At 36.5% G+C, this 22,660-nt stretch carries 21 protein-coding genes and 1 pseudogene; 11 read left to right on the top strand and 11 right to left on the bottom strand.

Features of this window, described 5'->3' with window-relative positions:
* Positions 1–15 precede the first annotated feature (15 nt).
* The 6 genes from NLJ82_RS06570 to NLJ82_RS06545 all read right to left on the bottom strand — a co-directional run bounded on the left by NLJ82_RS06570 (position 16) and on the right by NLJ82_RS06545 (position 3,603).
* Positions 16–285, bottom strand: a complete 270-nt coding sequence (locus NLJ82_RS06570) for a hypothetical protein (RefSeq protein WP_001195388.1) — start codon at positions 283–285, stop codon at positions 16–18.
* A gap of 18 nt (positions 286–303) precedes the next feature.
* Entirely contained in the window at positions 304–618 is a 315-nt protein-coding gene (locus NLJ82_RS06565) for a hypothetical protein (RefSeq protein ID WP_049772327.1), read from the bottom strand.
* Positions 619–924: 306 nt separating this feature from the next.
* The gene (locus NLJ82_RS06560) at positions 925–2,280 is read right to left on the bottom strand and encodes an RNA-guided endonuclease TnpB family protein (protein WP_000101451.1); all 1,356 of its coding nucleotides are present in this window, start codon (positions 2,278–2,280) and stop codon (positions 925–927) included.
* A 522-nt stretch (positions 2,281–2,802) separates the two neighbouring features.
* Positions 2,803–2,985 carry a DUF3976 domain-containing protein gene (locus tag NLJ82_RS06555; RefSeq protein WP_001178301.1) on the bottom strand — a complete coding sequence of 61 codons (183 nt, stop codon included), beginning with the start codon at positions 2,983–2,985 and terminating at the stop codon, positions 2,803–2,805.
* Positions 2,986–3,013: 28 nt separating this feature from the next.
* Positions 3,014–3,391 (bottom strand): hypothetical protein, encoded by a 378-nt coding sequence (locus NLJ82_RS06550; protein ID WP_001109906.1) that lies wholly within the window; start codon positions 3,389–3,391, stop codon positions 3,014–3,016.
* Between the two features lie 2 nt (positions 3,392–3,393).
* A complete protein-coding gene (locus NLJ82_RS06545) occupies positions 3,394–3,603 on the bottom strand; it encodes a helix-turn-helix transcriptional regulator (RefSeq protein ID WP_000428510.1) in 210 nt (69 codons plus the stop codon).
* Positions 3,604–4,428: 825 nt separating this feature from the next.
* On the opposite strand from NLJ82_RS06545, the gene odhA reads away from it, so the two are divergent.
* The 6 genes from odhA (at position 4,429) to NLJ82_RS06515 (ending at position 14,917) form a co-directional block, all read left to right on the top strand.
* Positions 4,429–7,296, top strand: coding sequence for a 2-oxoglutarate dehydrogenase E1 component (odhA, locus tag NLJ82_RS06540; RefSeq protein WP_000197153.1), 2,868 nt, complete (start codon positions 4,429–4,431; stop codon positions 7,294–7,296).
* Positions 7,297–7,429: 133 nt separating this feature from the next.
* Positions 7,430–8,686: a 2-oxoglutarate dehydrogenase complex dihydrolipoyllysine-residue succinyltransferase gene (odhB, locus tag NLJ82_RS06535; RefSeq protein ID WP_000569908.1), complete on the top strand. Its 1,257-nt coding sequence runs from the start codon at positions 7,430–7,432 to the stop codon at positions 8,684–8,686.
* 124 nt (positions 8,687–8,810) lie between these two features.
* A complete protein-coding gene (locus NLJ82_RS06530) occupies positions 8,811–10,730 on the top strand; it encodes a putative thiazole-containing bacteriocin maturation protein (RefSeq protein ID WP_000067620.1) in 1,920 nt (639 codons plus the stop codon).
* On the top strand, positions 10,727–12,676 hold the full coding sequence (locus tag NLJ82_RS06525) for a TOMM precursor leader peptide-binding protein (protein WP_000192959.1): 1,950 nt from the start codon (positions 10,727–10,729) through the stop codon (positions 12,674–12,676). Before NLJ82_RS06530 ends, NLJ82_RS06525 begins: the two co-directional genes overlap by 4 nt.
* Positions 12,677–12,692: 16 nt before the next feature.
* Positions 12,693–14,234, top strand: a complete 1,542-nt coding sequence (locus NLJ82_RS06520) for a SagB family peptide dehydrogenase (protein ID WP_001175520.1) — start codon at positions 12,693–12,695, stop codon at positions 14,232–14,234.
* 92 nt (positions 14,235–14,326) lie between these two features.
* On the top strand, positions 14,327–14,917 hold the full coding sequence (locus tag NLJ82_RS06515) for a class I SAM-dependent methyltransferase (RefSeq protein WP_000025740.1): 591 nt from the start codon (positions 14,327–14,329) through the stop codon (positions 14,915–14,917).
* Positions 14,918–14,949: 32 nt separating this feature from the next.
* Here NLJ82_RS06515 and NLJ82_RS06510 read toward each other — a convergent pair whose 3' ends face one another.
* The 3 genes from NLJ82_RS06510 to NLJ82_RS06500 all read right to left on the bottom strand — a co-directional run bounded on the left by NLJ82_RS06510 (position 14,950) and on the right by NLJ82_RS06500 (position 17,433).
* Complete coding sequence (locus tag NLJ82_RS06510; protein ID WP_000996791.1) at positions 14,950–15,360, bottom strand: DUF3908 family protein; 411 nt, start codon at positions 15,358–15,360, stop codon at positions 14,950–14,952.
* Between the two features lie 144 nt (positions 15,361–15,504).
* A complete protein-coding gene (locus NLJ82_RS06505; RefSeq protein WP_000470981.1) occupies positions 15,505–15,996 on the bottom strand; it encodes a GNAT family N-acetyltransferase in 492 nt (163 codons plus the stop codon).
* Positions 15,997–16,098: 102 nt separating this feature from the next.
* Positions 16,099–17,433 (bottom strand): FAD-dependent oxidoreductase, encoded by a 1,335-nt coding sequence (locus tag NLJ82_RS06500; protein ID WP_001110200.1) that lies wholly within the window; start codon positions 17,431–17,433, stop codon positions 16,099–16,101.
* Between the two features lie 199 nt (positions 17,434–17,632).
* Between NLJ82_RS06500 and NLJ82_RS06495 the strand changes: the two genes are divergently transcribed.
* Positions 17,633–18,064, top strand: a complete 432-nt coding sequence (locus NLJ82_RS06495; protein WP_000332405.1) for a hypothetical protein — start codon at positions 17,633–17,635, stop codon at positions 18,062–18,064.
* 43 nt (positions 18,065–18,107) lie between these two features.
* Here the strand turns inward: NLJ82_RS06495 and NLJ82_RS06490 are convergent.
* Together NLJ82_RS06490 and NLJ82_RS06485 are read right to left on the bottom strand one after the other, a co-directional pair.
* Positions 18,108–18,334: pseudogene (locus NLJ82_RS06490) on the bottom strand (YARHG domain-containing protein); the annotation flags it as partial.
* Between the two features lie 76 nt (positions 18,335–18,410).
* Complete coding sequence (locus NLJ82_RS06485) at positions 18,411–19,196, bottom strand: zinc ribbon domain-containing protein (protein WP_000649878.1); 786 nt, start codon at positions 19,194–19,196, stop codon at positions 18,411–18,413.
* Positions 19,197–19,545: 349 nt separating this feature from the next.
* Between NLJ82_RS06485 and NLJ82_RS06480 the strand changes: the two genes are divergently transcribed.
* From NLJ82_RS06480 to NLJ82_RS06465, 4 genes are all read left to right on the top strand, one after another.
* Positions 19,546–20,379: a hypothetical protein gene (locus tag NLJ82_RS06480; RefSeq protein ID WP_000424506.1), complete on the top strand. Its 834-nt coding sequence runs from the start codon at positions 19,546–19,548 to the stop codon at positions 20,377–20,379.
* 523 nt (positions 20,380–20,902) lie between these two features.
* A complete protein-coding gene (locus tag NLJ82_RS06475; RefSeq protein WP_000838660.1) occupies positions 20,903–21,784 on the top strand; it encodes a DUF2599 domain-containing protein in 882 nt (293 codons plus the stop codon).
* 27 nt (positions 21,785–21,811) lie between these two features.
* Positions 21,812–22,108 carry a hypothetical protein gene (locus tag NLJ82_RS06470; RefSeq protein WP_000354355.1) on the top strand — a complete coding sequence of 99 codons (297 nt, stop codon included), beginning with the start codon at positions 21,812–21,814 and terminating at the stop codon, positions 22,106–22,108.
* 106 nt (positions 22,109–22,214) lie between these two features.
* Complete coding sequence (locus tag NLJ82_RS06465; protein WP_000738240.1) at positions 22,215–22,646, top strand: thioredoxin family protein; 432 nt, start codon at positions 22,215–22,217, stop codon at positions 22,644–22,646.
* The last annotated feature ends 14 nt before the right edge of the window (positions 22,647–22,660 follow it).

The following is a 22,660-nucleotide window of genomic DNA, read 5'->3' as shown; positions in this document are numbered from 1 at the left end:
TTTAAAATTGCTAGGTTATCTCTTATTTATATTCGAAAAAACAATTACAATTGCTCCAAGCACATAATGCCCCGACACCAGCCACACGCCCCGATCAAAAATCATAAGTGACAACCAAAGCGATATATTAATAGCAGCAAATAATACGTATAAAATGAAGTCTCTCTTTTGTAGTGCCCCTCTATTCATTACAATGTAGATTGCACCGATTGGTGGAAGGATAAAACAAAGGAAAAAGACAAACGTTTTTCTTAACGACCATGGATATGAAGTTACTGTCTGCATAGGAATCTCCTTTTCACTTTATAATACTTTTAACATTGGCCTCACAATTCTATATTCTTCACCATCAGGCTCCTTTATGATTAAAGGTGAGTGGGGACCTTTTTCTTCTTCTATCATTGTGAATACTTCTGTTTTTTCCTGTACTATGTTGGATTCACTATTTTTAATAGGTTTTTCACTTGTTTCGATTTTCTTCGTTACTTCTCCGAGCCTTTGTCCAACTTTTTCAGCTTTGGCAGGTTCATGCGTTACATAGTATTCCTGACCCTCCCATACTAACATAGGTGGCACTGGTTGGCGTTTGTTACATATTATATAAGTAATACTAGCTATAAGTAGTAGACATGTTAGTCAACTCTCCCCACTGAGATAAAACGTTTCAGTGGGGGCTTGAGTTTGAATGCTAGGTCTTTTCGGTCTATCACTAGACCGTTTGACGCTCTAGCATTCATGCTACCCTACGGTAACACCCCAAGTATGTTTTTGGTTGGTACTGACAAAGAACGATTGTTTTCCCACTTGCACCACCCTTTCGCAAAAGAGCAGTTCTTCCTTGCAGAAGAAGCCACCACTCAGATGAATCTGGCGTGTGCTACAAGCCCCGACAAGTCGAGTACACATGGATGGTTGACACACCCACTAAGCTATGCGCGAAGCAACAGCCTTACGTTTTTGCACTCCTAATAGAATCGGCGTTTTTACCTTGAGATTGTCGTCCAATTCTATAACTTTTGATTTTTGCAATGTATTCAGCGCACCATTAATATCAGCGTGGATGCATGTTCCTGCTTTACTTTGATACAGACCACGAGTAATTCGTTTGCCACTAAAGCGATAATGCGTCCTATCTTCCTTAGACCAAACTGGAACTGGATCTTTATCAAGAAAACTAGCTTTTGAAGTATAGCTTTCTTCTTGTTTTAAAAATTGTATACCTTCTTTTACACACTTATTCTCAATTGCTGCCATCAGTTTATGAAATGGGATTTGAACAAATGTTTGATTATTCTTTTTTCCCATATCAGATTTTTGTTTCCAACCCGCGTTATACCCTACGACAATCGTATCTATATCGAATGCTTTCACTTTTTTGAACAATAAGCCTACCGTTTGTGAAATGTAACCATTGATTTGTCTTTCCCGTTTATGCCAAAGTGCAGCAATTTTATTCGTTACAACGCGTTTTGAAAGCCCGTTTTCTATATTTTTCCGTTGCAGATTACGTATCATTTTGTTGAAGTACTGGTTAATAGATTTTAATTTTTTTCCATCAATTAAAAATGCATCGCCTGTATTTGTTACACAACTTACTAATCTATCTACACCTAAATCGCAACTTAAAGCGTTACTCGTAGTCGTGGATGGTTTCTTCATTTGAGAAACGTGCATTTCATATGTATAATGCACCTCAAAGAACCGACCTTTTTGCTTCGGTACAATCTCAATGTAGGAGATTTTTTTATGCCTTACGTTTTTCGGCATACGTATTTTAATGGAACCGAATTTTTTTCTAAATGCAACATTCATCGGAATCATCCAATACCCGTTATCATCCACTTTTGGAATTTGATAGATTTCAATGATTCGTTTATCCGTTGAACGAGAATAATTCGGAAACTTAGGACGACCTGTGAAGGTTTTAGGGTTTTTCTTCCACTGTTCCAACGCTTTAAAAAAGCTCTTCACTTCTGTAAATAAGGCTCTACGAATCGCTTGAACAGAGTTTGATTGAACGCCCGAGTAATTCAAATCAGCTTGCATGGCAGTGTCTACTTCTTTTACAGTAGCCATCTTGTTATAGTTCAAGTAACTTTGTTTAATCGTGTACAATCCGACATTTCGCAACGCTTTTGAACTATGTGACATACGTTGCAGTAAGCGAAATTCTTTTGCAGTAAGGCAAGCTCGTCCGATATTCTGTTTCTGCGTAAATCGTTGCATGGTTTCTCTTTTCTTTTGTTTCCGTAATACTTTCACTGCTTTCTTTCTAGCCATTGTTTTCACCACCTTTCTCAGAAAGTTCATTAAAATTATTTCTTTCCTAAGATCGTGTTTTTTCTTAGGAAAGAAATAATTTTGTAACTGTTAATTACTTTTGACAAATCAATATTTAGAACGGAACAAAATGTGAACATGTTCTTCATCTTAATTTCTTTTGGTTCAAGCAGCCGAATGATTATGATTATCTAATTTCGTTGTCCTACAATATATCCCCTCCTCATCTAGAGCTGATTATATCGTAAGACAAAAGAAACAAAATTGTTTCGTCTACCTGCTGACGGCAATTCATCTCCACCTGAATTGTTGTGCTTCACCCGTAACACAAATCAGATGGAGTCTTCTTGCCGAAAAGGATAAAAAAGAAGATAGTTTTTTTATTCATATACTATTCTCCTTATCCATCATTTTATTAAATTATATAATATCCATTATATGTGGTAAATGGATTTAATGGGAATTTTCGGATTTTAAACTATAAAGAAAAACCTTACTCAAGTAAGGTTACATTTTTACATTCTATAGTGACCGATTTATTAAAACGATCATTACGATAATCGCTATAAACATAACAACTAAACAGCCGATCATTTTATAAAAACCTCTTTTCGTTAACGTCCCGCCTTGCACGTCTTTCCGAATAAATAAGAATACAGCTAAAAATAATACAAGTCCAATGCCAAAAGCATACATCATTTGCATATGTTAATCTTCCTTTCTCTTTTCCATCTTAATATCTTTTCGATAAAACAACAAATGAGATGAAAACAGTACTCATCGTAAGTGCCATTAGTATGTTCAATAATTCAGTAGCAGATAGTGTAATTATTTTTAAGTTTAAGCCGAAAGAGAAAAGAAGATAATATGCCGTTAGCGCAAAAAAGCTGAAGAACATTCCTTTATAACGAATCAATTTCATTCGCTCGTCTTTTTCTTTAAATTGCGGGTGTAAGTAGCTTAGGCAGAAACACATAATCATCATACCAAGTAATGGATAAGTTGCTTCTGGCGGTGCGGAATGCGTCATTATACCTGTTAATATCATAAATCCACTCATGAATAGAAAAATAATTCCCATGATAACGAAGTACTTTTGTGAATAGTTCATCTTTATTCCTCCCCTTCTTTTCCTTCATAAATAAATACATGTTCTATCGTTGTCTGAAATGTTTTCGCGATTTCAAATGCTAACGGAAGTGACGGATCGTATTTTCCCTTTTCAATTGAAATGATGGTTTGTCTGGAAACGCCAAGTTTCTCAGCCAATTTTTCTTGAGATAGTCCAAATTTTTTTCGGTATTCGACCATTTTATTTTCCAAGGAAATTTCTCCCTCCTTCCTTATAACGAGTATATACGTAAAGGAAACTTTACGTCAAGTTTACTTTACATCTGTTTTGTTTATTTTTCGTTCTATTTATATAGAAGAAACTTTTTAATTTCAGCACGTCTATTTTGAAACAAAATACGGAACACTGTAACTAACAGTTACTATATCTCCTCCTCTCTTTTTTTAAAATTTAATATCTCCATATTTGTTTTATCCTTTTAAAATATTTCATTTATCCCTTTATTCGGCGAAATGTGTTATTGGTTTTACGGTGTTTTTCGTCATATTTATAGAAACTAACTGTTTATGAAGCATTTTTTATGTTTAGCAACTTTTTTTGTAGAAATCCTTCACTTTCCTTTCAATATTTAACACTATCTAAATAAAGTTTACGATAAATTCATAATTTTTTATTTTTTATACTATATTCCGTTATATTGTTGTATAATATCAATGAAAGCGCTTATTATTTCAATATACATAATTCGAACTTATTTTTATCGAAACATTCTAACTATTATACTTATATTTACATGCAACAATTTTAGTTATTCGTATAGGTATACCAAATATATCCACCCTATTTTTCTGTAAAATTACTTTATAACATGAAAGATTAACTTGGGTGATAAGTTATTGTGAATGTTTTTTTACAAAACAGATAAGTAATAGTGTTTGGTATTATGTAAATTATTGTAATAACATAAGAGTAAAGAAAAACATTTACATTGATTATTGGTTCATCAATTATTGAAAAGAGCAAAATGCACCTTTTTGTATGGAAAAAGGATTATATGCATTGGGAGGTTTAAACAAATGACGAGGAAGAATACAACGACAAACCCTTGGGCCAAGTTCCACGGTCCGAACCTTGGTTATGTTATTGAACAGTATGATCTTTACGTAACTGGAGCAGGTTCTGTTGATCCGGAATTACAAGAGCTTTTTGAAATTTTTGGAGCTCCTTCGTTTCAAGATGATGTCGTAACAGGGGACAACACAGCAACACATTTTTCTCCTCAAAACACAGGGAACATTGAAAAAATTCTTAAAGTCGTTCAGCTTGTTGAACAGATTCGTTCTTTCGGGCATACGTTGGCTCACATCAATCCGATGGAAGATGCTGCAAATGGACAATCTCTTCTTGAGAAAGCAATGAACGAACTGAGCGACGCTGATTTGAAAGCGATTCCAGCAAAAACAGTATGGCAAGATGCACCAGAAGGTATTCACACTGCACTTGATGTAATTCATAGATTAAAAGAAGTGTATACACAAACTTTAGCTTATGAATTTTCTCATATACAAGATAGTGAAGAACGCGCGTGGTTGCATCAAATGGTGGAATCAAATTCATTGCGTCAACCACTATCAAATCAAAAACGAACTGCTCTTTTAAAACGTTTAACAGCTGTTGAAGGTTTCGAGCAATTCTTGCATAAAACATTCGTTGGGCAAAAGCGTTTCTCTATCGAGGGCGTTGATATGCTTGTACCCGTTCTAGATGAAATTGTGCTAGAAGGTGCTAAAAACGGCGTAGAAGATGTCATGATTGGTATGGCTCACCGCGGTCGCCTAAGCGTACTTGCACACGTATTAGAAAAACCATATAGTCACATGTTTGCTGAGTTCAAACATGCAAAAATAGAAGGCGCAGTAGCAAACTCTGGTTGGACTGGCGACGTAAAATACCATTTAGGTAGAGAACAAGTCGTTAGTAACGAAGAAGTTAGTACTCGCGTTACATTAGCAAATAACCCAAGTCACCTTGAGTTCGTGAATCCTGTTGTAGAAGGTTTCGCACGTGCGGCTCAAGAAAATCGTAAAAAATCTGGTCTTCCAGAACAAGATACTTCAAAATCATTCGTAATTTTAGTTCACGGTGATGCTGCATTCCCTGGTCAAGGTATTGTATCTGAGACACTCAACTTAAGCAGATTGAATGCATATCAAACAGGCGGAACAATTCATGTTATCGCAAACAATGCAGTTGGTTTTACGACTGATAGCTATGATTCTCGTTCTACGAAATATTCAAGTGACCTTGCAAAAGGTTTCGATATTCCGATTGTTCACGTCAATGCTGATGATCCGGAAGCTTGTCTTGCTGCTGCTAATCTTGCGATTCAATATCGCATGTTGTTCAAAAAAGATTTCTTAATCGATTTAATTGGTTACCGCCGCTACGGTCATAACGAAATGGATGATCCAGCAGTTACACAACCACAAGTGTACAAAAAGATTAAAAATCACCCAACTGTAAGAGCAATTTATGCAGATCAATTACAAGCTGCTGGTGTTCTAAATGCAGATGAAATTGAAACAATTACACAGTTTACGCAAGAGCAATTAAAATCTGACTATGCACAAGTACCGCCAGCTGATACGAGCGATGCAACAATTCACGTTAAAGTGCCAGATGTTGTTGCAAAGGGCATTCAGTCAATTGATACTGGTGTTGAGCTTGATTCACTTCGTGCAATTAATGAAGGTCTACTCTCTTGGCCAGAAGGCTTTAACGTATATCCGAAAGTGAAGAAAATTCTTGAGCGCCGTAAAGACGCTCTTGAAGAGAACGGTAAAATTGAATGGGCACTTGCTGAGTCATTAGCATTCGCTTCTATTTTACAAGAAGGTACACCAATTCGTTTAACTGGTCAAGATTCACAGCGTGGTACATTCGCACATCGTCACATCGTATTACACGATACGGATACAAATGAAACATATTCACCATTACATCGCTTACCAAACATCAACGCTTCATTCTCTGTTCATAACAGTCCGTTATCAGAAGCTGCTGTTGTTGGTTACGAGTATGGTTATAACGTATTCGCTCCGGAAACGCTTGTTATGTGGGAAGCGCAATATGGTGACTTCTCAAATACTGCGCAAGCATTATTTGATCAATATGTTTCAGCTGGAAGAGCAAAATGGGGTCAAAAATCTGGTTTAGTTCTTCTATTACCACACGGTTATGAAGGTCAAGGGCCAGAGCACTCTAGTGCACGTCCAGAGCGATTCTTACAGTTAGCTGCTGAAAACAACTGGACAGTTGCAAACTTAACGAGTGCAGCACAATACTTCCATATCCTGCGTCGTCAAGCATCTATCTTAGGAACAGAAGCTGTTCGACCATTAGTATTGATGACGCCGAAAAGTTTATTACGTCACCCACTTACGCTTTCAACTGCTAGTCAGTTAAGCGAAGGACGTTTCCAACCTGCTTTAGAACAAGAAAACCTTGGCATGAAACCAAACAAAGTAAAACGTCTTGTTTTAAGTACAGGTAAAATGGCGATTGACTTAGCAGCAGAAATCGAGTCTGGTAAGCATGAGTACAACTTAGATGAAATTCATATCGTTCGTATTGAACAGTTGTACCCATTCCCTGCTGAGAAAGTTCAATCTATTATTAAACGCTTTAAAAACTTAGAAGAAATTATTTGGGTTCAAGAAGAGCCTCGTAATATGGGCGCATGGCATTACATGGCTCCAATTCTGTTCGAACTAGCTGGAGATAAAGTGAAAACAGGTTATATTGGACGCCCAGATCGCTCTAGCCCATCTGGCGGCGATCCATTCGCTCACAAAGCTGAGCAAGAACTAATTGTTTCACACGCTTTAGACGTGAAGTATAACTTCCGTCAAGATAAACTAGAAATTGAAGTTTTCAGCAACTAAAAAGTAACAATGAAGATTTCTAGCTTGTTCCTTGGGCAGATATTCTGCCCAAGGTCAGGCTAACAAATGGAGATTACCGAAGACAAAAGAAGAAAAAACACACCGTTAGGCAAATAAGGGGAGGACATTTAAAATGATCGAAATTAAAGTACCTGAGCTTGCAGAATCTATTACTGAAGGAACTATCTCACAATGGCTTATCAACGTAGGCGACAAAGTTGAGAAAGGTGGCAGCGTTGTTGAGCTTGAAACTGATAAAGTCAATGTAGAAATCATTGCAGAAGATTCAGGTATTGTATCGAAGTTACTAGGCGAACCTGGGGATACAGTTGAAGTTGGCGCAACTATCGCAATTTTAGATGCAAACGGAGCACCAGTTGCAGTAAGTACGCCTGCACCGGCTGAGCAACCGAAACAAGAAACAGCTGAAGCACCAAAAGCTGCGGCACCAAGTGCTGAACAAACTGCAACTTTACAAGGTTTACCAAATACAAACCGTCCTATCGCATCACCAGCTGCTAGAAAAATGGCTCGTGAATTAGGAATCGACTTAAACGACGTACGTAGCACAGATCCACTTGGCCGTGTGAGACCACACGATGTACAAGCTCATGCTGCAGCACCGAAAGAAGCACCAGCTGCTCCAAAAAATCCAGCTCCTGCTCCAGTTGCAAAAACTGAATTCGAAAAACCAGTTGAGCGCGTGAAAATGTCCCGCCGCCGTCAAACAATTGCAAAACGTCTTGTAGAAGTTCAACAAACATCTGCAATGTTAACAACATTTAACGAAGTTGATATGACTGCAATCATGGAATTACGTAAAGAGCGTAAAGATGCTTTCGAGAAAAAACATGATGTACGTCTTGGTTTCATGTCATTCTTCACAAAAGCAGTTGTTGCAGCATTAAAACAATTCCCATTATTAAATGCTGAAATTCAAGGCGACGAGCTTATCATTAAAAAATTCTATGATATCGGTATTGCAGTAGCAGCTCCAGATGGATTAGTTGTTCCAGTTGTACGCGATGCGAACCAATTAAACTTCGCTGAAATCGAAAGCGAAATTCGTGAATTAGGTAAAAAAGCACGTGATAACAAACTTTCACTAAAAGAACTACAAGGTGGTACATTTACAATTACAAACGGTGGTGTGTTCGGTTCTCTAATGTCAACACCGATCCTAAACAGCCCACAAGTTGGTATTTTAGGAATGCACAAAATCCAAGTACGTCCAGTTGCAATCGATAACGAACGTATGGAAAACCGCCCAATGATGTACATCGCTTTATCTTACGATCACCGTATTGTTGATGGCAAAGAAGCAGTTAGCTTCCTTGTTGCTGTTAAAGATATGCTTGAAGATCCAAAATCATTATTATTAGAAGGTTGATGGATTCATAATCTATTACAGGCTGTAGAATATATCATTCTACAGCTTTTTTTATTGCATTCATACGGGACAAATCGCATGACATAAGGTAATAATGTATGCCTAAAAAGTAAGGAGGATTAAAATGAGTAACCTTCCAGCACATGCAAAACTAAAAGCAAATAAAGATACTTTCTTCCTCCCCGACTCAAACGGGGGTGTCTATTTTCGAAATAACGCCAGTTCATTTCGTATGGATGGTGACGGAATTTATAACTGGATTGAAAAATTAATGCCAATGTTTAACGGTAATTATTCTTTAGCAGAAATAACGGATGGTCTCCCTCTCCCCTATCAAAATCGTGTATTTGAAATTGGAGAGATTTTATATACAAATGGGTTTGTCCGTGATGTAAGTCAAGATGCACCTCATGAATTAAACAGTGCATTACTTGATAGATATGCTTCGCAAATTGAATTTCTAGAAGCAGATTCTCATTCAGGCGCTTTAAAATTCGAAACGTACCGCAATGCAAATGTACTTATAATCGGCTCTGGAGATATGCTTACTTCCTTAGTTTCTTCTTTATTAGAATCCGGATTACCTACCTTTCATTACCTTGTGACAGATTATGAAGAAACGAATTACGACCGTATTCACGAGCTAGTAGAACTTGCGCATGAAGTAGATGATGCTGTACTTGTTCAAGAAATAGATACAACAATTGATCGTCCCCTGCATGAAGTGTTCGAGCCCTTCGACTGGATTTTGTACGTTTCTCAAAATGGAGATATTGATGGCCTAAGAGCAGCTCACACGATTTGCAAGGAAGTAGGAAAGAACTTCATACCAGCCGTTTGTTTATCAGCACTTGGTATAGCTGGTCCTGTCGTAATGGCTAATCGTGAAGAATGCTGGGAATCCGCATGGCATCGGCTACATGAAACAACTTTACAAAATGAACATTCATCAGCTTCATTTTCACCAATTACATCTGCAATGCTAGCAAATATAATCGTTTTTGAATTATTTAAACACGTTGCTGATGATTCACATCGAGAAAAGAATCCACAATTCTTTTTATTAAATTATGAAACACTCGAAGGAGCATGGCATCCTTTTATAAAACATCCTCTCGCCACTGATGAAAGTTTTACAATTGATACGATAGAAAACCTTTCTGAAAAACTTGAGCATCGGTCTAACCAACATACCTCAACTGATTTATTCCGTTTTTTCGATTCATTAACTTCTAAAGAAACTGGTATATTCCATGTATGGGATGAACAAGATTTATATCAATTACCATTATCACAATGCAATATTCAAGTAGCTACACCTCTATCAGATGGCCCAGCTTCCCTCCTGCCTCTTATAACTTGCAGTGGTTTAACTCATAACGAAGCGCGCCGAGAAGCTGGTTTAGTAGGAATTGAAACATATGTAGCGGAAATTATGCACCGCCTTATTCCTGAACATAACGATATCGGTATTGGCGCTGGAGAAACGATGACAGAGGGTGTATGCCGGGCACTACAACAACATTTAAACCACAAACTGTATGAACGACAATCACATATGCTAGAAGAAATTACGACGGTCGACTTAACCGAAATTCATGATAAACATTGTAGATTTTATTATGATGCCCTCGCTACAATTCTTGAAACACCTAAAATCGCAATGGGTGAAGATATTCTCATCTTTCCAGTCGTTTGGGTCGGTATAAATGATCGATGGTATGGTGCATCTAATATTAATATGACGTTAGCCTTACGAAACGCACTACAACTATCACTTCTTCATATTCAAAATGAAGATACGCCTTACAGAACTAATATCTTGCCTGAATCATCTATTATTTTATATGACACGGATTCTTTTAGAGTGGAAATACAAGCGGAAAAAGAAATTCCAGATGCGCAATCATTACAGCTTGCCCTGCAACATTTAGAAGAACATCATTTTTATCCATTCGTGTTTGATTTAGCGATTGAATCATTTTTGAAAGAAAACTTAGATGGTGTGTACGGGGTATTAATTGCAAAGGAGGACGGTCTATGACTCAAAATATATTGCTTATAGGAGATGGCATTCTTGCAGACTATGTACATGATCAATTATGCAAACAATATTCCATCATTCGCCAACATACAATTGCAGATGAACTCCCTGAAAATATCGACCTCGCTCTCGTATTACACGACGGCTCTCCTTCTACGATTCATCATGACGCTGAGCTAACTTTCCGGTCAAATCATATTCCGTGGCTACGTGGTTTTACTTCATTTGGTGAAGGTATTATCGGTCCTTATATTCATCCTCTTGCAGCGGGATGTACTCATTGTGCCGATGGACGACGCTTTATCGCTGGATTTGATCAAAAAGAAATGTGGGAGCTACAACGAAAATATGCGGTAAAAGAAGAAAACGTAACGAGGCGTGATGTACGTGCCACCCAAAATGGCATTCTGCAAATGTGCCATCTTATTTGCGCAGAAACAGAAAAAATATTAACTCATAACTATTCTTCTTTAGAAAATGAACTCATTTTACTAAACTTACAAACAATGCAATGTACGCGGCATTCTTTTCTTCCAGACCCCCTCTGTCCTGTATGTAGTAATTTGCCTGATGATACAGCTGATGCGGCAACGATTTCGTTACAACCAAGCTTAAAAACAAGTGATGCAACATATCGCTGTCGTTCCATTCATGAACTAAACACATTTTTAACGAAGGACTATTTAGATTACCGAGTCGGTATGTTGAACGGAAAAATGCAGCATTCTTTATTACCATTTGCTGACGTTATTATAAACATGCCATTAATGTTTGGAAATGAAGGGGTTGCAGGCCGAACTCTTTCATTTGCGATAAGTGAAGCAACTGCTATTTTAGAAGGTTTAGAACGATATTGTGGTATGTCACCTCGAGGGAAAAAGACAAATGTGCATGGTAGTTTCCATGATTTAGAGGATCATGCACTAAATCCCCTTACGCTCGGTGTACATACAAATGAACATTATAATCGTGATGGTTTTCCATTTAAACCGTTTGATCCTGACTATGAACAAAACTGGGTATGGGGATATTCATTGTCACAAAACCGGCCAATTTTAGTTCCGGAATCAATCGCTTATTATAGCCTCGGTCATCGAGATGCTTACGTATATGAAACGTCAAATGGCTGTGCAATTGGTGGTAGTTTAGAAGAAGCAATTTTTCACGGCATTTTAGAAATTGTAGAACGTGACGCCTTTTTGCTCACTTGGTATGCTGAATTACCTCTTCCCCGCCTTGATCTTAGTTCAGCAAATGATACGGAATTACAATTAATGATCCAGCGGCTATACACGATTACCGGTTATGAATTACATGCTTTTAATGCAACGATGGAACACGGCATCCCAAGCTTATGGGTAATTGCGAAAAATACGCGTGAAAATGGAATGAACGTTGTTTGCGCTGGAGGCTCTCATTTGGACCCAGTCCGCGCTTTAAAGAGTGCCATCCATGAAATAGCAGGCATGTTACTTATAACGGACGATGAACTTGAGGAAAAAAGAGAGTACTACGAAAACTGCTTACAAGACGCTTATCTCGTAAATAAAATGGAAGACCATAGTATGCTGTACGGATTGAAAGAAGCAGAAGAACGCCTTCACTTTCTTTTACGTGACGACGCTCCGATGCAAACGTTCCAAGAAATGAACGGATTACAATCATTTGATCTTGATTTAACATCCGATCTTCATCAACTTTTAGACCGTCTAGGGCAATTTGGACTTGAAGTAATCGTTGTAGATCAAACAGTGCCTCTTATAGAAAAAAACGGATTACATTGTGTAAAAGTCATTATTCCAGGCATGCTACCGATGACGTTCGGCCACCATCTCACTCGACTTACAGGGCTAGATCGAGTGTATACCGTACCAATGACACTTGGATATACAGACGAACCTTTAACGACTGAACAATTAAATCCACATCCGCACCCGTTTCCATAGTAAAGGAGGGGATTTCATGCAACTAGATACTTTTTTACATCATCTCCATTTCTCTATCGATGAAATTATGCCAAATCATGAAATAGACTGGGAAGATGCACCGCTTCCTTATAAATTATATCGAAACTTACCTATTATCCCTCTCTCTTTAGAAATCCCATTATCTTTACCTAACTCTTCTACTACACCTACTTTGAAAGAGATTGGTCATTACCTTTGGTGTTCATTTGGTTTAACCCAGTTATGTCAGCTAAATAGCGAGAAAATTTTATTTAGAAGATCTATCCCTTCCGGCGGCGCTTTATATCCAAATGAATTGTATATATATTTAAAAATAGACGATTATCCAGACGGCATTTACCATTACGATGCCGCGCATCACCGACTTATCTTACTTCGCGAAGGAAATTTTGATTCTTACCTTACAGAAGCACTCGGCAATCGTTGTAACTTACATTCTTGTTTTGGTGCTGCATTCGTATCCACTATGTTTTGGAAAAACTACTTTAAATACAATAACTTTTCGTATCGGCTTCAAGGGTTAGATAGCGGTGTTCTCATCGGCCAATTACTGGAATGTGCCAAACAATTTTGTTACACAAATGGTGTATATTTTCAGTTTCTAGACCGTGCAATCAATCATTTACTCGGACTGTCAGAAGGAGAAGAAAGCGTGTATGCTGTCGTTCCTTTCAGTACAGAACCACAAACTGATTGGTTTCACAATGATTACCGTGAACATAAAACAATTACTTCCCATGAGCTATTACAACAAATTCCGCCTTTAGCACATGAACATTTCGTTCGCTCAAAGCATGTAAATGAGTATCCGATGATAACAAAAATAAATGAGGCTTCTATGGTCGAATCGACAGCACAGTTCCAAACACTAGCTCATGAAGAGCACTATCAACATCATGCGCACGCTGTACAACTGCCGAAAGTAGAGCGTTTATCTTATGATTTCTTACAACTTTGCCGAAAACGGTATTCCCCTGATGCTGACTTTATTTTAACAAAATGGGATGCAGCCGAGCTCGCTACTTTACTACAAGAAGCGAGTCTCTCCTTCCCTTATTACAACGACCTTGATGGTCAGTATGTAAATGAAAAAGCGCGCGTCTCATTATATGGATGTTTCTATAACGTAAAAGATATAGAAAACGGGGCTTACACTTATAACAGTAAAACACATTCCATACAACCACTTCGATATGGAGATCTTCGTTATCCTCTTCAATCTAGTATGACGATGGATAACATAAACCTTTTTCAAGTACCGCTTTGCTTACATGTAGTCGGAAAGAAAGATTATTATACAAATGCATTAGGCTATAGAGGGTACCGTATTCATCAAATGGAAACAGGTATACTCGTTCACAAACTCGTTTTTGCAGCGACTGCGATGGGGATGGGCGGGCATCCTTTACTTAGTTTTGATACAAATTCATGTGATCAGTTGTACGGAATAGATGCTGGGAATGAAACGTCACTTATTCAAATTCCTGTTGGAGCTTATCGGGCGCGGAATTGGTTAAAAGGGGATTTGCGTAATTAAAAGCACGCCACTCATCGGCGTGCTTTTTTTAAAGGACTTACTTAATAAAAAGAGAAGTGAGTATATATTCTTACATAAAAGGAGAGTTTAACTTGAGCATTTTACAACGATTAATCCAGCAAGCAAAAAATCCTCGGGGGACAATTGGTTCTTCCATGCTTTGTATTATGAACAGTGCACATACGAGACTAACTAATTGGGCATTACAAAAAGTATATATAAAGAAAGAGGCAATTATATTAGATATCGGTTGTGGCGGCGGTAAAACGATACACACTCTTTCAAAACGAACTCCACTTGGAAAAATATACGGGATTGATTACTCCTATCAAGCTGTAAAAAATTCGATACAGACGAATATAAAAGATGTTCAAAAACAAAAAGTCATTGTTCAACAAGCAAGCGTTTCTTCTATTCCCTATCATACAAACTTCTTCGATCTCATTACCGCTTTTCAAACACACTACTTCTGGCCTGATGTGGAACAAGATATAAAAGAAGTATTTCGCGTCTTGCAACCGAAAGGATCCTTTTTATTAGTGGCTGAAACTTTCAAAATTCAATATCATATGGAGAAATGCAAAACGAATGAAGAATTAGTAAACCTATTTTATAAAACAGGATTTACAAGCGTGAAATGTTATGAAGAAAGAGGATGCCTTTGTGTAATAGGGACCAAGTAAAAAAACAGACCCTTTGAGGTCTGCTTTTTTTACTAGATTAATTTGAAAATGCTCTTTATTTGTCTCGCAAATAACCAGTTTTTCGTACCGTAGTTATCATTTAAACTATCTAAATGGATAGATTGTCCGTTAGCAAACTTTAATTCTAGCGTTGTATTTTTATCGTTTGTTTTTAAGTTACTATGTGTAATAGCATCATACTTTAATTTTTCAATCTCAATATACTCTTCTTTTTCTTGTCCAATCACGACATGGTCTTGGAAGAAGAACAATACTTCTACTTTCTTACCGAAACAAAATACATTTTTCGTATAAATTAATGTCGCATTATCAAGTCCGACGCATACTTCTTTCATCTCTTCAATAACGTGTCCAAAGTCTTCTTCCTGTCTTGCGTTTGATTCAGCAATCCATTCTTCGATTGTTTTCATGTTAATTGCCATACTGTGCCCCCTGGTTCGTTCATTGCTTTGTTTAAAAACTAAATACTATATGACAATATAAGCGATACGTACTATGTTTTCAAGGGTGAACGGTATATTCAAAATAAAGTTAAATTTCAAAGTAATATACTAGGAGCACCAATCTCATTGTATTTTAAACGTTTGCACGAGGCATTCTTCCTCATCGATTAACTGTATTTTCTCATCAAATTCGATGTTTAGTTCCCTATATACTTTCTTCCAAAAAGAAACGGCTGGTACATTTTTCACAAGTTCGATAACGAAATATTGTCCTCGTTTCTCTTTTAGCAAACTCTCAATAACTTGTTTACCGATTCCTTTTCCTTTGTACTGATTCAATATGAAAATGTCATTTATACCAAAATCGTTTTCCTTCTTCAAAAACGGACGTTCCAGTAGTAATAAAAATCCTACAATCTCATTATCACTTTTAATAAAATACGGAGTGATTCCATCATTTTCCCAGAACATATGTAAATCTTCGTATTCAAAAAATCCATTTGCTCCAATCGTTATATTAGGTGTGAACTTAGAGAGGTCATGTAGATATAGTGCGTACAAATTACGTAATATCTCTTTTTCTGATTCTTGAACTGCTTGAAGTGTTATAAACATTTTTAATGATCCCCCTTCCCTATATGTAACTATTTCCCAACCCTCTTCATTCGATAAAAATGATGATTACCCTTTAACGAAAAAAATAGCACTTAAAAAGTGCTATTCCGCTCGTCTTGCCGCTTGCTGAATTGGATCCCAAACGCTGTTATATGGTGGTGCATAACTTAAGTCCACATCTTCTAAATCGTGAATGCTCATTTTATTGAAGAGTGCCATTGCGATCACATCAATCCGTTTATCTACACCTTCTTCTCCAATTACTTGTCCACCTAATAATTGTTTCGTGTCAGAACGGTATAGTAATTTCAAGTAAAGTGGTTTCGCATTTGGATAATAGCCCGCCATATTTGTCGAATCTACTTTGACTGTTTTATACGGGATATGTAATCCTTTTGCTTCCTTTTCATTTAAGCCTGTTCTTGCGAGCGTCAAATTCATAAATTTAATAATGCCTGTACCCAACGTTCCTTTAAAAGCTCTTCGTTTATCCAGCATATTCAGTCCAGCAAGTCGCCCTTGTTTATTTGCAGTTGTTCCAATTGGAATATGATCATGAATTTCTTTTATAACGTGATAATGTGTCGCACAATCACCAGCTGCATATACGTCTTGCACATTCGTTTGCATATATGCATTTACCTCGATTGCCCCTTTATGATTTGTACGTATATTCGTTCCTTCAAGAAAATCAGTATTCGGCTTCACTCCGACAGATACTAGAACAAGATCCGCTTTATACGTACCTTTATCCGTTTCAACTGCTTCTACTCGTTCATTCCCTTTAAACGCTTTTACATTTTCATTCGTTAAAATTTCAATATGATGTTTATCTGCTTCTTTATGTATATACTCCGCCATATCCGCATCATAAATGGTACCAATATGATCATTTCGCTCAATCATTCTTACTTTTTTACCAAGTTCAACGAATGTTTCTGCCATCTCAAGCCCAATTGCACCGCCGCCAATAATAGTTACATCTTCAACTTTATTCGTTTCTAGCGTTTTTAATATGCGCTCAGCATCCGGAATTGTTTTTAAAAGATGAACGCCTTGTAAATCTCGCCCTTCCCATTCTGGCATAACAGGACGTACTCCGGTCGCAATTAATAAACGGTCATACGAAAATTCAAAGATATCTTTCGTCTTCGTATGCTCTGCGTATACCATTTTCTTTTCCGTATCTACTTTCGTTACTTCATGTCGTACTTTCGCATCAATTCCGTATTTATCACGAAACATCTTTACATTACGCGCGATTAACTTTTCCGTTGAAGCGATAGCACCACTAATGACATACGGTAACCCACACTGCGCGTACGAATAAATTTCACCTTTTTCTAACGTCACAACATTTGCATTTTCATCGTTTCTAACAATTTGCATCGCTGCACTCATACCAGCTGCATCTCCGCCAATAATGACATAGTTCACTTTACCACTCCTTCTTTTTTACATACTCTTTACGTTTTCCATATTTTATAGAAATAACACCTACTTCTATTGTAAAGAAAGAGAATTTCATCTTCAAATTTAGTGCACAAACCTATGCCTAAATAGGTAACCGTCGTGCCTTATAAACAACATGTTTAATATGCTATAACAGTAACAATTGAAAGTAGGTGAAACATACATGTGCGCCGGCCTTCTCGCCCAGCTTCCAGATGAACCGCAAGAACCAAAAGAACCGAAACCCGCCGTCTCACTTGACCAAGAATTTTCCATTAATGCAACAATATATAGCGCTCGTGCTTGGTTATCTAACGATGATACATTTGCGCAAGATATTTGGAAAGCTACCCAATTCGCTTCAGCATCACATGCTGGCAAGTCCATCTTTCCAGTCGGTTCTGTTAAAATTATAAACTTCTCTGATGATACAATTACTGTTATTGCTTCACCAGAATCAGATCATGCGCTCAAAATAGTCGTACCACCCCATTCCGAGGCAGCCCTAACGTCTGGTCCTTTATCACATATACAAGCTAGTACATCAGGAGGATCCAGTAAAGTCACATTTCTCTTTCACATCTTTTTCTCAAGAGATCCTGGTTCAGATAAATAACGATAAAAAGGTACAGTTATGCACTGTACCTTTTTATCGTGTTCTATTCTCTTGATTTAATGAGTTCAACATTATAAGATTCAATATCCGTTAGCTTTCCTGTATAATATTTGTTTTCTCTATACCAAGACTGTTTTGAAAAATATGTCCATGCCTTGCGTATATTTCGTTTCTCTCTATTTTCAATTGTTCTTTCGATAAGTATGTTAAGTCCCCACTCGTTAATTTTCGGATATCACTATCAGGAAAGATGAAACCATTATATACATACCGAGGTTTTGATAAAATTGCAAACCATCTTCAAACTAAGTTCCATACTTTGTACATACATTCAACCACCTTTTCGTTAGAAGCCAGTGAATCCCTGTGTAAAGGTTTGAATTATCGTACTAATGTAAGACCACAGTACAATGAATGTTGCAATTCCAATTAAAACATTTGCGATAAGAAGTGTATAAATAAGGTCTAATCCGCCGTTATCTAGCTTTACTATAGCGACAATTATACTAATTGACATATACGTTGTAGCCAGCCCTAATAAGATTGGTAAGAAAAAGATTAATAAAAAGCTAAACAGAAAAGAAAGAACTAATATAGCAATAGCTGGCGTCGCTATCGTTCCCCACACACCGAATACTTCAAGAAATGAAAATGAAGATTTCATCATCTTTCCACTTACAAAAATAATAAATCCGACAAATAAAGTTAAAATGAGTAAAAATAAAAAGACCGTTATAGAGTCTCCAAAGAAAGAAGGAGTAGATAAATTTGGCGCTAATGTTCTCGTAAGTGCTGCCCCAGCACTCATCATTCTATAAAAAATACATGCTCCTAAAAAACAAATAAGAACAAGACTTACAATTCCATTTCGCACTTCAACCTTGCCGCTTTTCATAATCGCTGTCGGTGCTTTGAAAGCATGTTTAAAAAACTGAAAATACCCACCCACAAATCGCTTCGCTTTCTCTACCGTTTCATTCGGACGAGTTTCCTTCGCTTGTGCTATGCGTACTTGTTGCTCACCTTCTTCCTGTGAACTACTCGCTACTGCCCCCTCCGTTAACGAATGTCCACAATTCCCGCAAAACTTTGCCTCTGCTCTATTTTCTGTATGACACGCCAGACATTTCATTCTCGCATTCCCCCCTTAAGCAGATACCATATAGGGTGTTACAAATTCAATATATGACTTTGTACATAAAACATGACTACAAGAAAAAGATTCTGAAATCCTCCTTCCGAAAGAAAATATATGTGCTAGCAATCTTGAAAAAAAATGCTATTATGAAACAGAATAAAGTGAAACTTTAATCAGTGGGGGTTTTCTTCATCCCCCACTGATTATTAGTTGAACCAATCGGACTTTTATGGGCAGTTGATCCCCTATCTAACTTCTTTGCTTTCGCTGAATTTTGAGGTGGGGGTCTTACTGCCCATTAAAGTCGGATAAATAATGTTTCTAACAGATTGGATGACTGGCAATGGAATTGGTAAACTCAATTTTTCAAATACTCCTTACAAGCGTAATCCAATTATTTTCCTTAATTGGCGTTATCATTGTAATTGGATTTCTATTAGGCTATTTAGAATCTCTTACGCGCATGTATTGGTCGAGAGCTTTTGGAAGAAAAGGATTCCTATTAACGGCTTGGATCGGTGTTCCGATTCACGAACTTGGACATGCCATTATGTGCGTACTGTTCCGTCATAAAATTGTGGCGACTCAGTTCTTCCCAACAGATACAAGTCAAGGGGCCTTAGGTTATATACAACATCAATACAATCAAAAAAGTGTGTATCAACGAATTGGGAATTTCTTTATCGGCATTGGGCCTATTATTTCTGGTATTACTGCATTAATCCTTTTAATGCGCTATTTCGTACCAGAATCATATTTTTTATTTCATACAACTCTCGAAAAAACAATCGCTACTACTTCTATTAATGTAGAAATGGTTCAAAACATGCTCTTGTCGACGTTTGTATTATTGAAAAGCTTATTTACAATCGGCAATTTATTGAATCCTTCCTTTTGGTTATTTTTATTTATCGCCATTTGCATTTCCGCACATATCGCTTTAAGTAAACCAGACATTAAAGGATCAATAGACGGTGTTGTCGTCATGTTTATCGTGTTATTTTTATTCAACATAATAGCAGGACTGTTTCAATACGACAGTAATCAGCTAATTGGACAGGTTATGAAATATAATATGTATCTCATTGCGTTTTCTAGTGTGGCACTGCTGTTCTCTTGTCTTTCTACACTCGTTAGTTTTTCGTTTTATAAAATAAGAAGAGGGCGTTCTTTTTGAACGCCCTCTTCTTATTCTCTCAAGATGATTAATGAATTTTTCTCCTATATTCTTTATTTCACCACTAATAACTAGCTTTTGTACATGAGCAACTATTCCAACTAAATTCTTAAGAATAAACGGGCTGTTCACCTAATGGAAATATTAAATTCTTCCTTTCAAATACTATTCTATACACCAATAATAGGCTCAAGAGAAAACTATTTACTTACGTAAAAGCACATCAATATCTTTCTTGAATTTCAAAATACAAATTATTGAAGAGATTGGATATATATTAAAGACCTCGTCATTCCCATAGGATGATGAGGGTTTTTATGCAAATAAAGACACCCTATGGTGCCTTCCGCTCTATATTCGTTTTACCACTTATTTAAATACAACTAATTATAAACCTCATTAAATTTCTAAATGTTTACAATAAAATTATATCGAAAAAACGCACAAATAACTAGACTTGTAATTAAAATTCATTAATTATAATATACAAATGTAATCAAGAAAGAAAAGAGAAGGTGATTGTATGAAAAGTTTAAAAGTTTTTACAACAGGTGTTGTATTGGCTACTTCATTTGCAACATTTAATAATGAAGTAAATGCAGGAGTACAAAATACAAATCAGAAATTTATCGATATAGAATCTATTGATAAATGGGTTGGAGAAAACCAATTAGTAGCTGAGGAAGGAAATGTATTTGGAGTAGGAAAGCCTAGTTTGCAACAAAAATCAGTAAATACTTATTCTAAAGGTGATACACTAGATTATAAGATCGAAAAGAAGGGTAATAGTATTGAGCAAACAATTACTTTAGCGCCTGAAGATACGAACGCTACTATTGAAATTCCATTTGACTTCCAAGATGGAGAGTATATTCAACTTATTAAAGATGAATATGGCAACTTCAATGGGGCTGGTAACGTTTATAATAAAGAAAATGAATCAATTGCTTTATTATATACGCCACAAATAAAATCTGAACTAGGTGCTACAATCCATGCAGAAGTTTCTAAAGGGAATGTGTTGCAGTTACATGTGGAAGCTAGTGAAGCAAAGGAACCAGTTACAGTGGCTATGAAAGCAAGTGTAAAATATTACAAAGATTATTTCTCAGGTGCTAAGTGGATAACGCGCGATGGTATGATATCACTAAGCATTACGCATAAACCATATTTAACATCTGGAAAAAACAATGCAGAAGTTCTTTCTAGAAGGCATGATAGTTGGGTTAAGTTAAAAGCTGTTCATTCTGGAAATAGTAAATGGAAGAATGAATCAGGATTAAAGAAACAGTATGATTGTCATCATGATACCATTGGTAGTAAGAAAAACCCTTGGAATATTGAACCAAGTAGGCCAAATGTAAGTTATCCACAGACGCTTTTAGCAGCCTGCAATCCAAGTTAAATCTATATTATTTTAGGAGGAATATACTTGGATATTCAAATTTTCACAGAATTAAGACCCGTATTTAAGGTGCTGATTGGTATCTTAATAGCTCTTTCGTATTTAATTTTGATAAATTGTAAAAAAATCAATACTCTATATGTATTTAGTATTTCTGGGATTTGTATATTGATAGCGGGTCTCTTATATGTAATGTCTGGATTTATAGTAGATGAATACCAAGTTGAGATAGATGGAACAAGCTTATATATGATATTTACTATATTTATTTTGGGTGTTTTAAATGTTTTATTTTATATATTCAAAAATAGAACAAGTGAGTGAATGTATGATATATGATTAATAAATGAGGAGCTTCCTAGAAATTCACTTATGGGTGGCTCTTCATTTTTCAAAAGGAATCAATATATTTAGCAAAAGTGGTGTAACGATGAAAAAAATGATACTGTTTAGTCTTGTAATCATTTCAATTCTGTCTGGTATATTTTTTGTGCAAAAAGGGAATAAAAATCAGGAACTTGAAGTTAGTAAGATACAGGACGGGAATTATTATCAAAATTCGATTTCAATTAAACAACTAAAGGCAGACCTAATTAATAATGAAAAGCATGTTATATATTTTTATAAGGAAGGTTGCCTATACTGTGAGCAAGTTAGCCCAATTATTGTACCAATGGCAAAAGATAAAAATATCCCAATGAAAGTAATAAATTTAGGGGAATACCCTATAGAGGAATGGGATAATTTTAGGATAGAAGCAGTCCCTACAATCGTTGAGTATAGAAACGGGAAAGAAAAAAATAGAATTGAGGGAGCGCACAGTGAAACATCTTATAAAGAATGGTTTAATATTATAAGATAAAATACTGGTTGCCA

The organism is Bacillus paranthracis (genome assembly GCF_024296885.1).
Lineage (GTDB): Bacteria > Bacillota > Bacilli > Bacillales > Bacillaceae_G > Bacillus_A > Bacillus_A paranthracis.
This window is presented reverse-complemented; position numbering and strand designations above follow the sequence as displayed.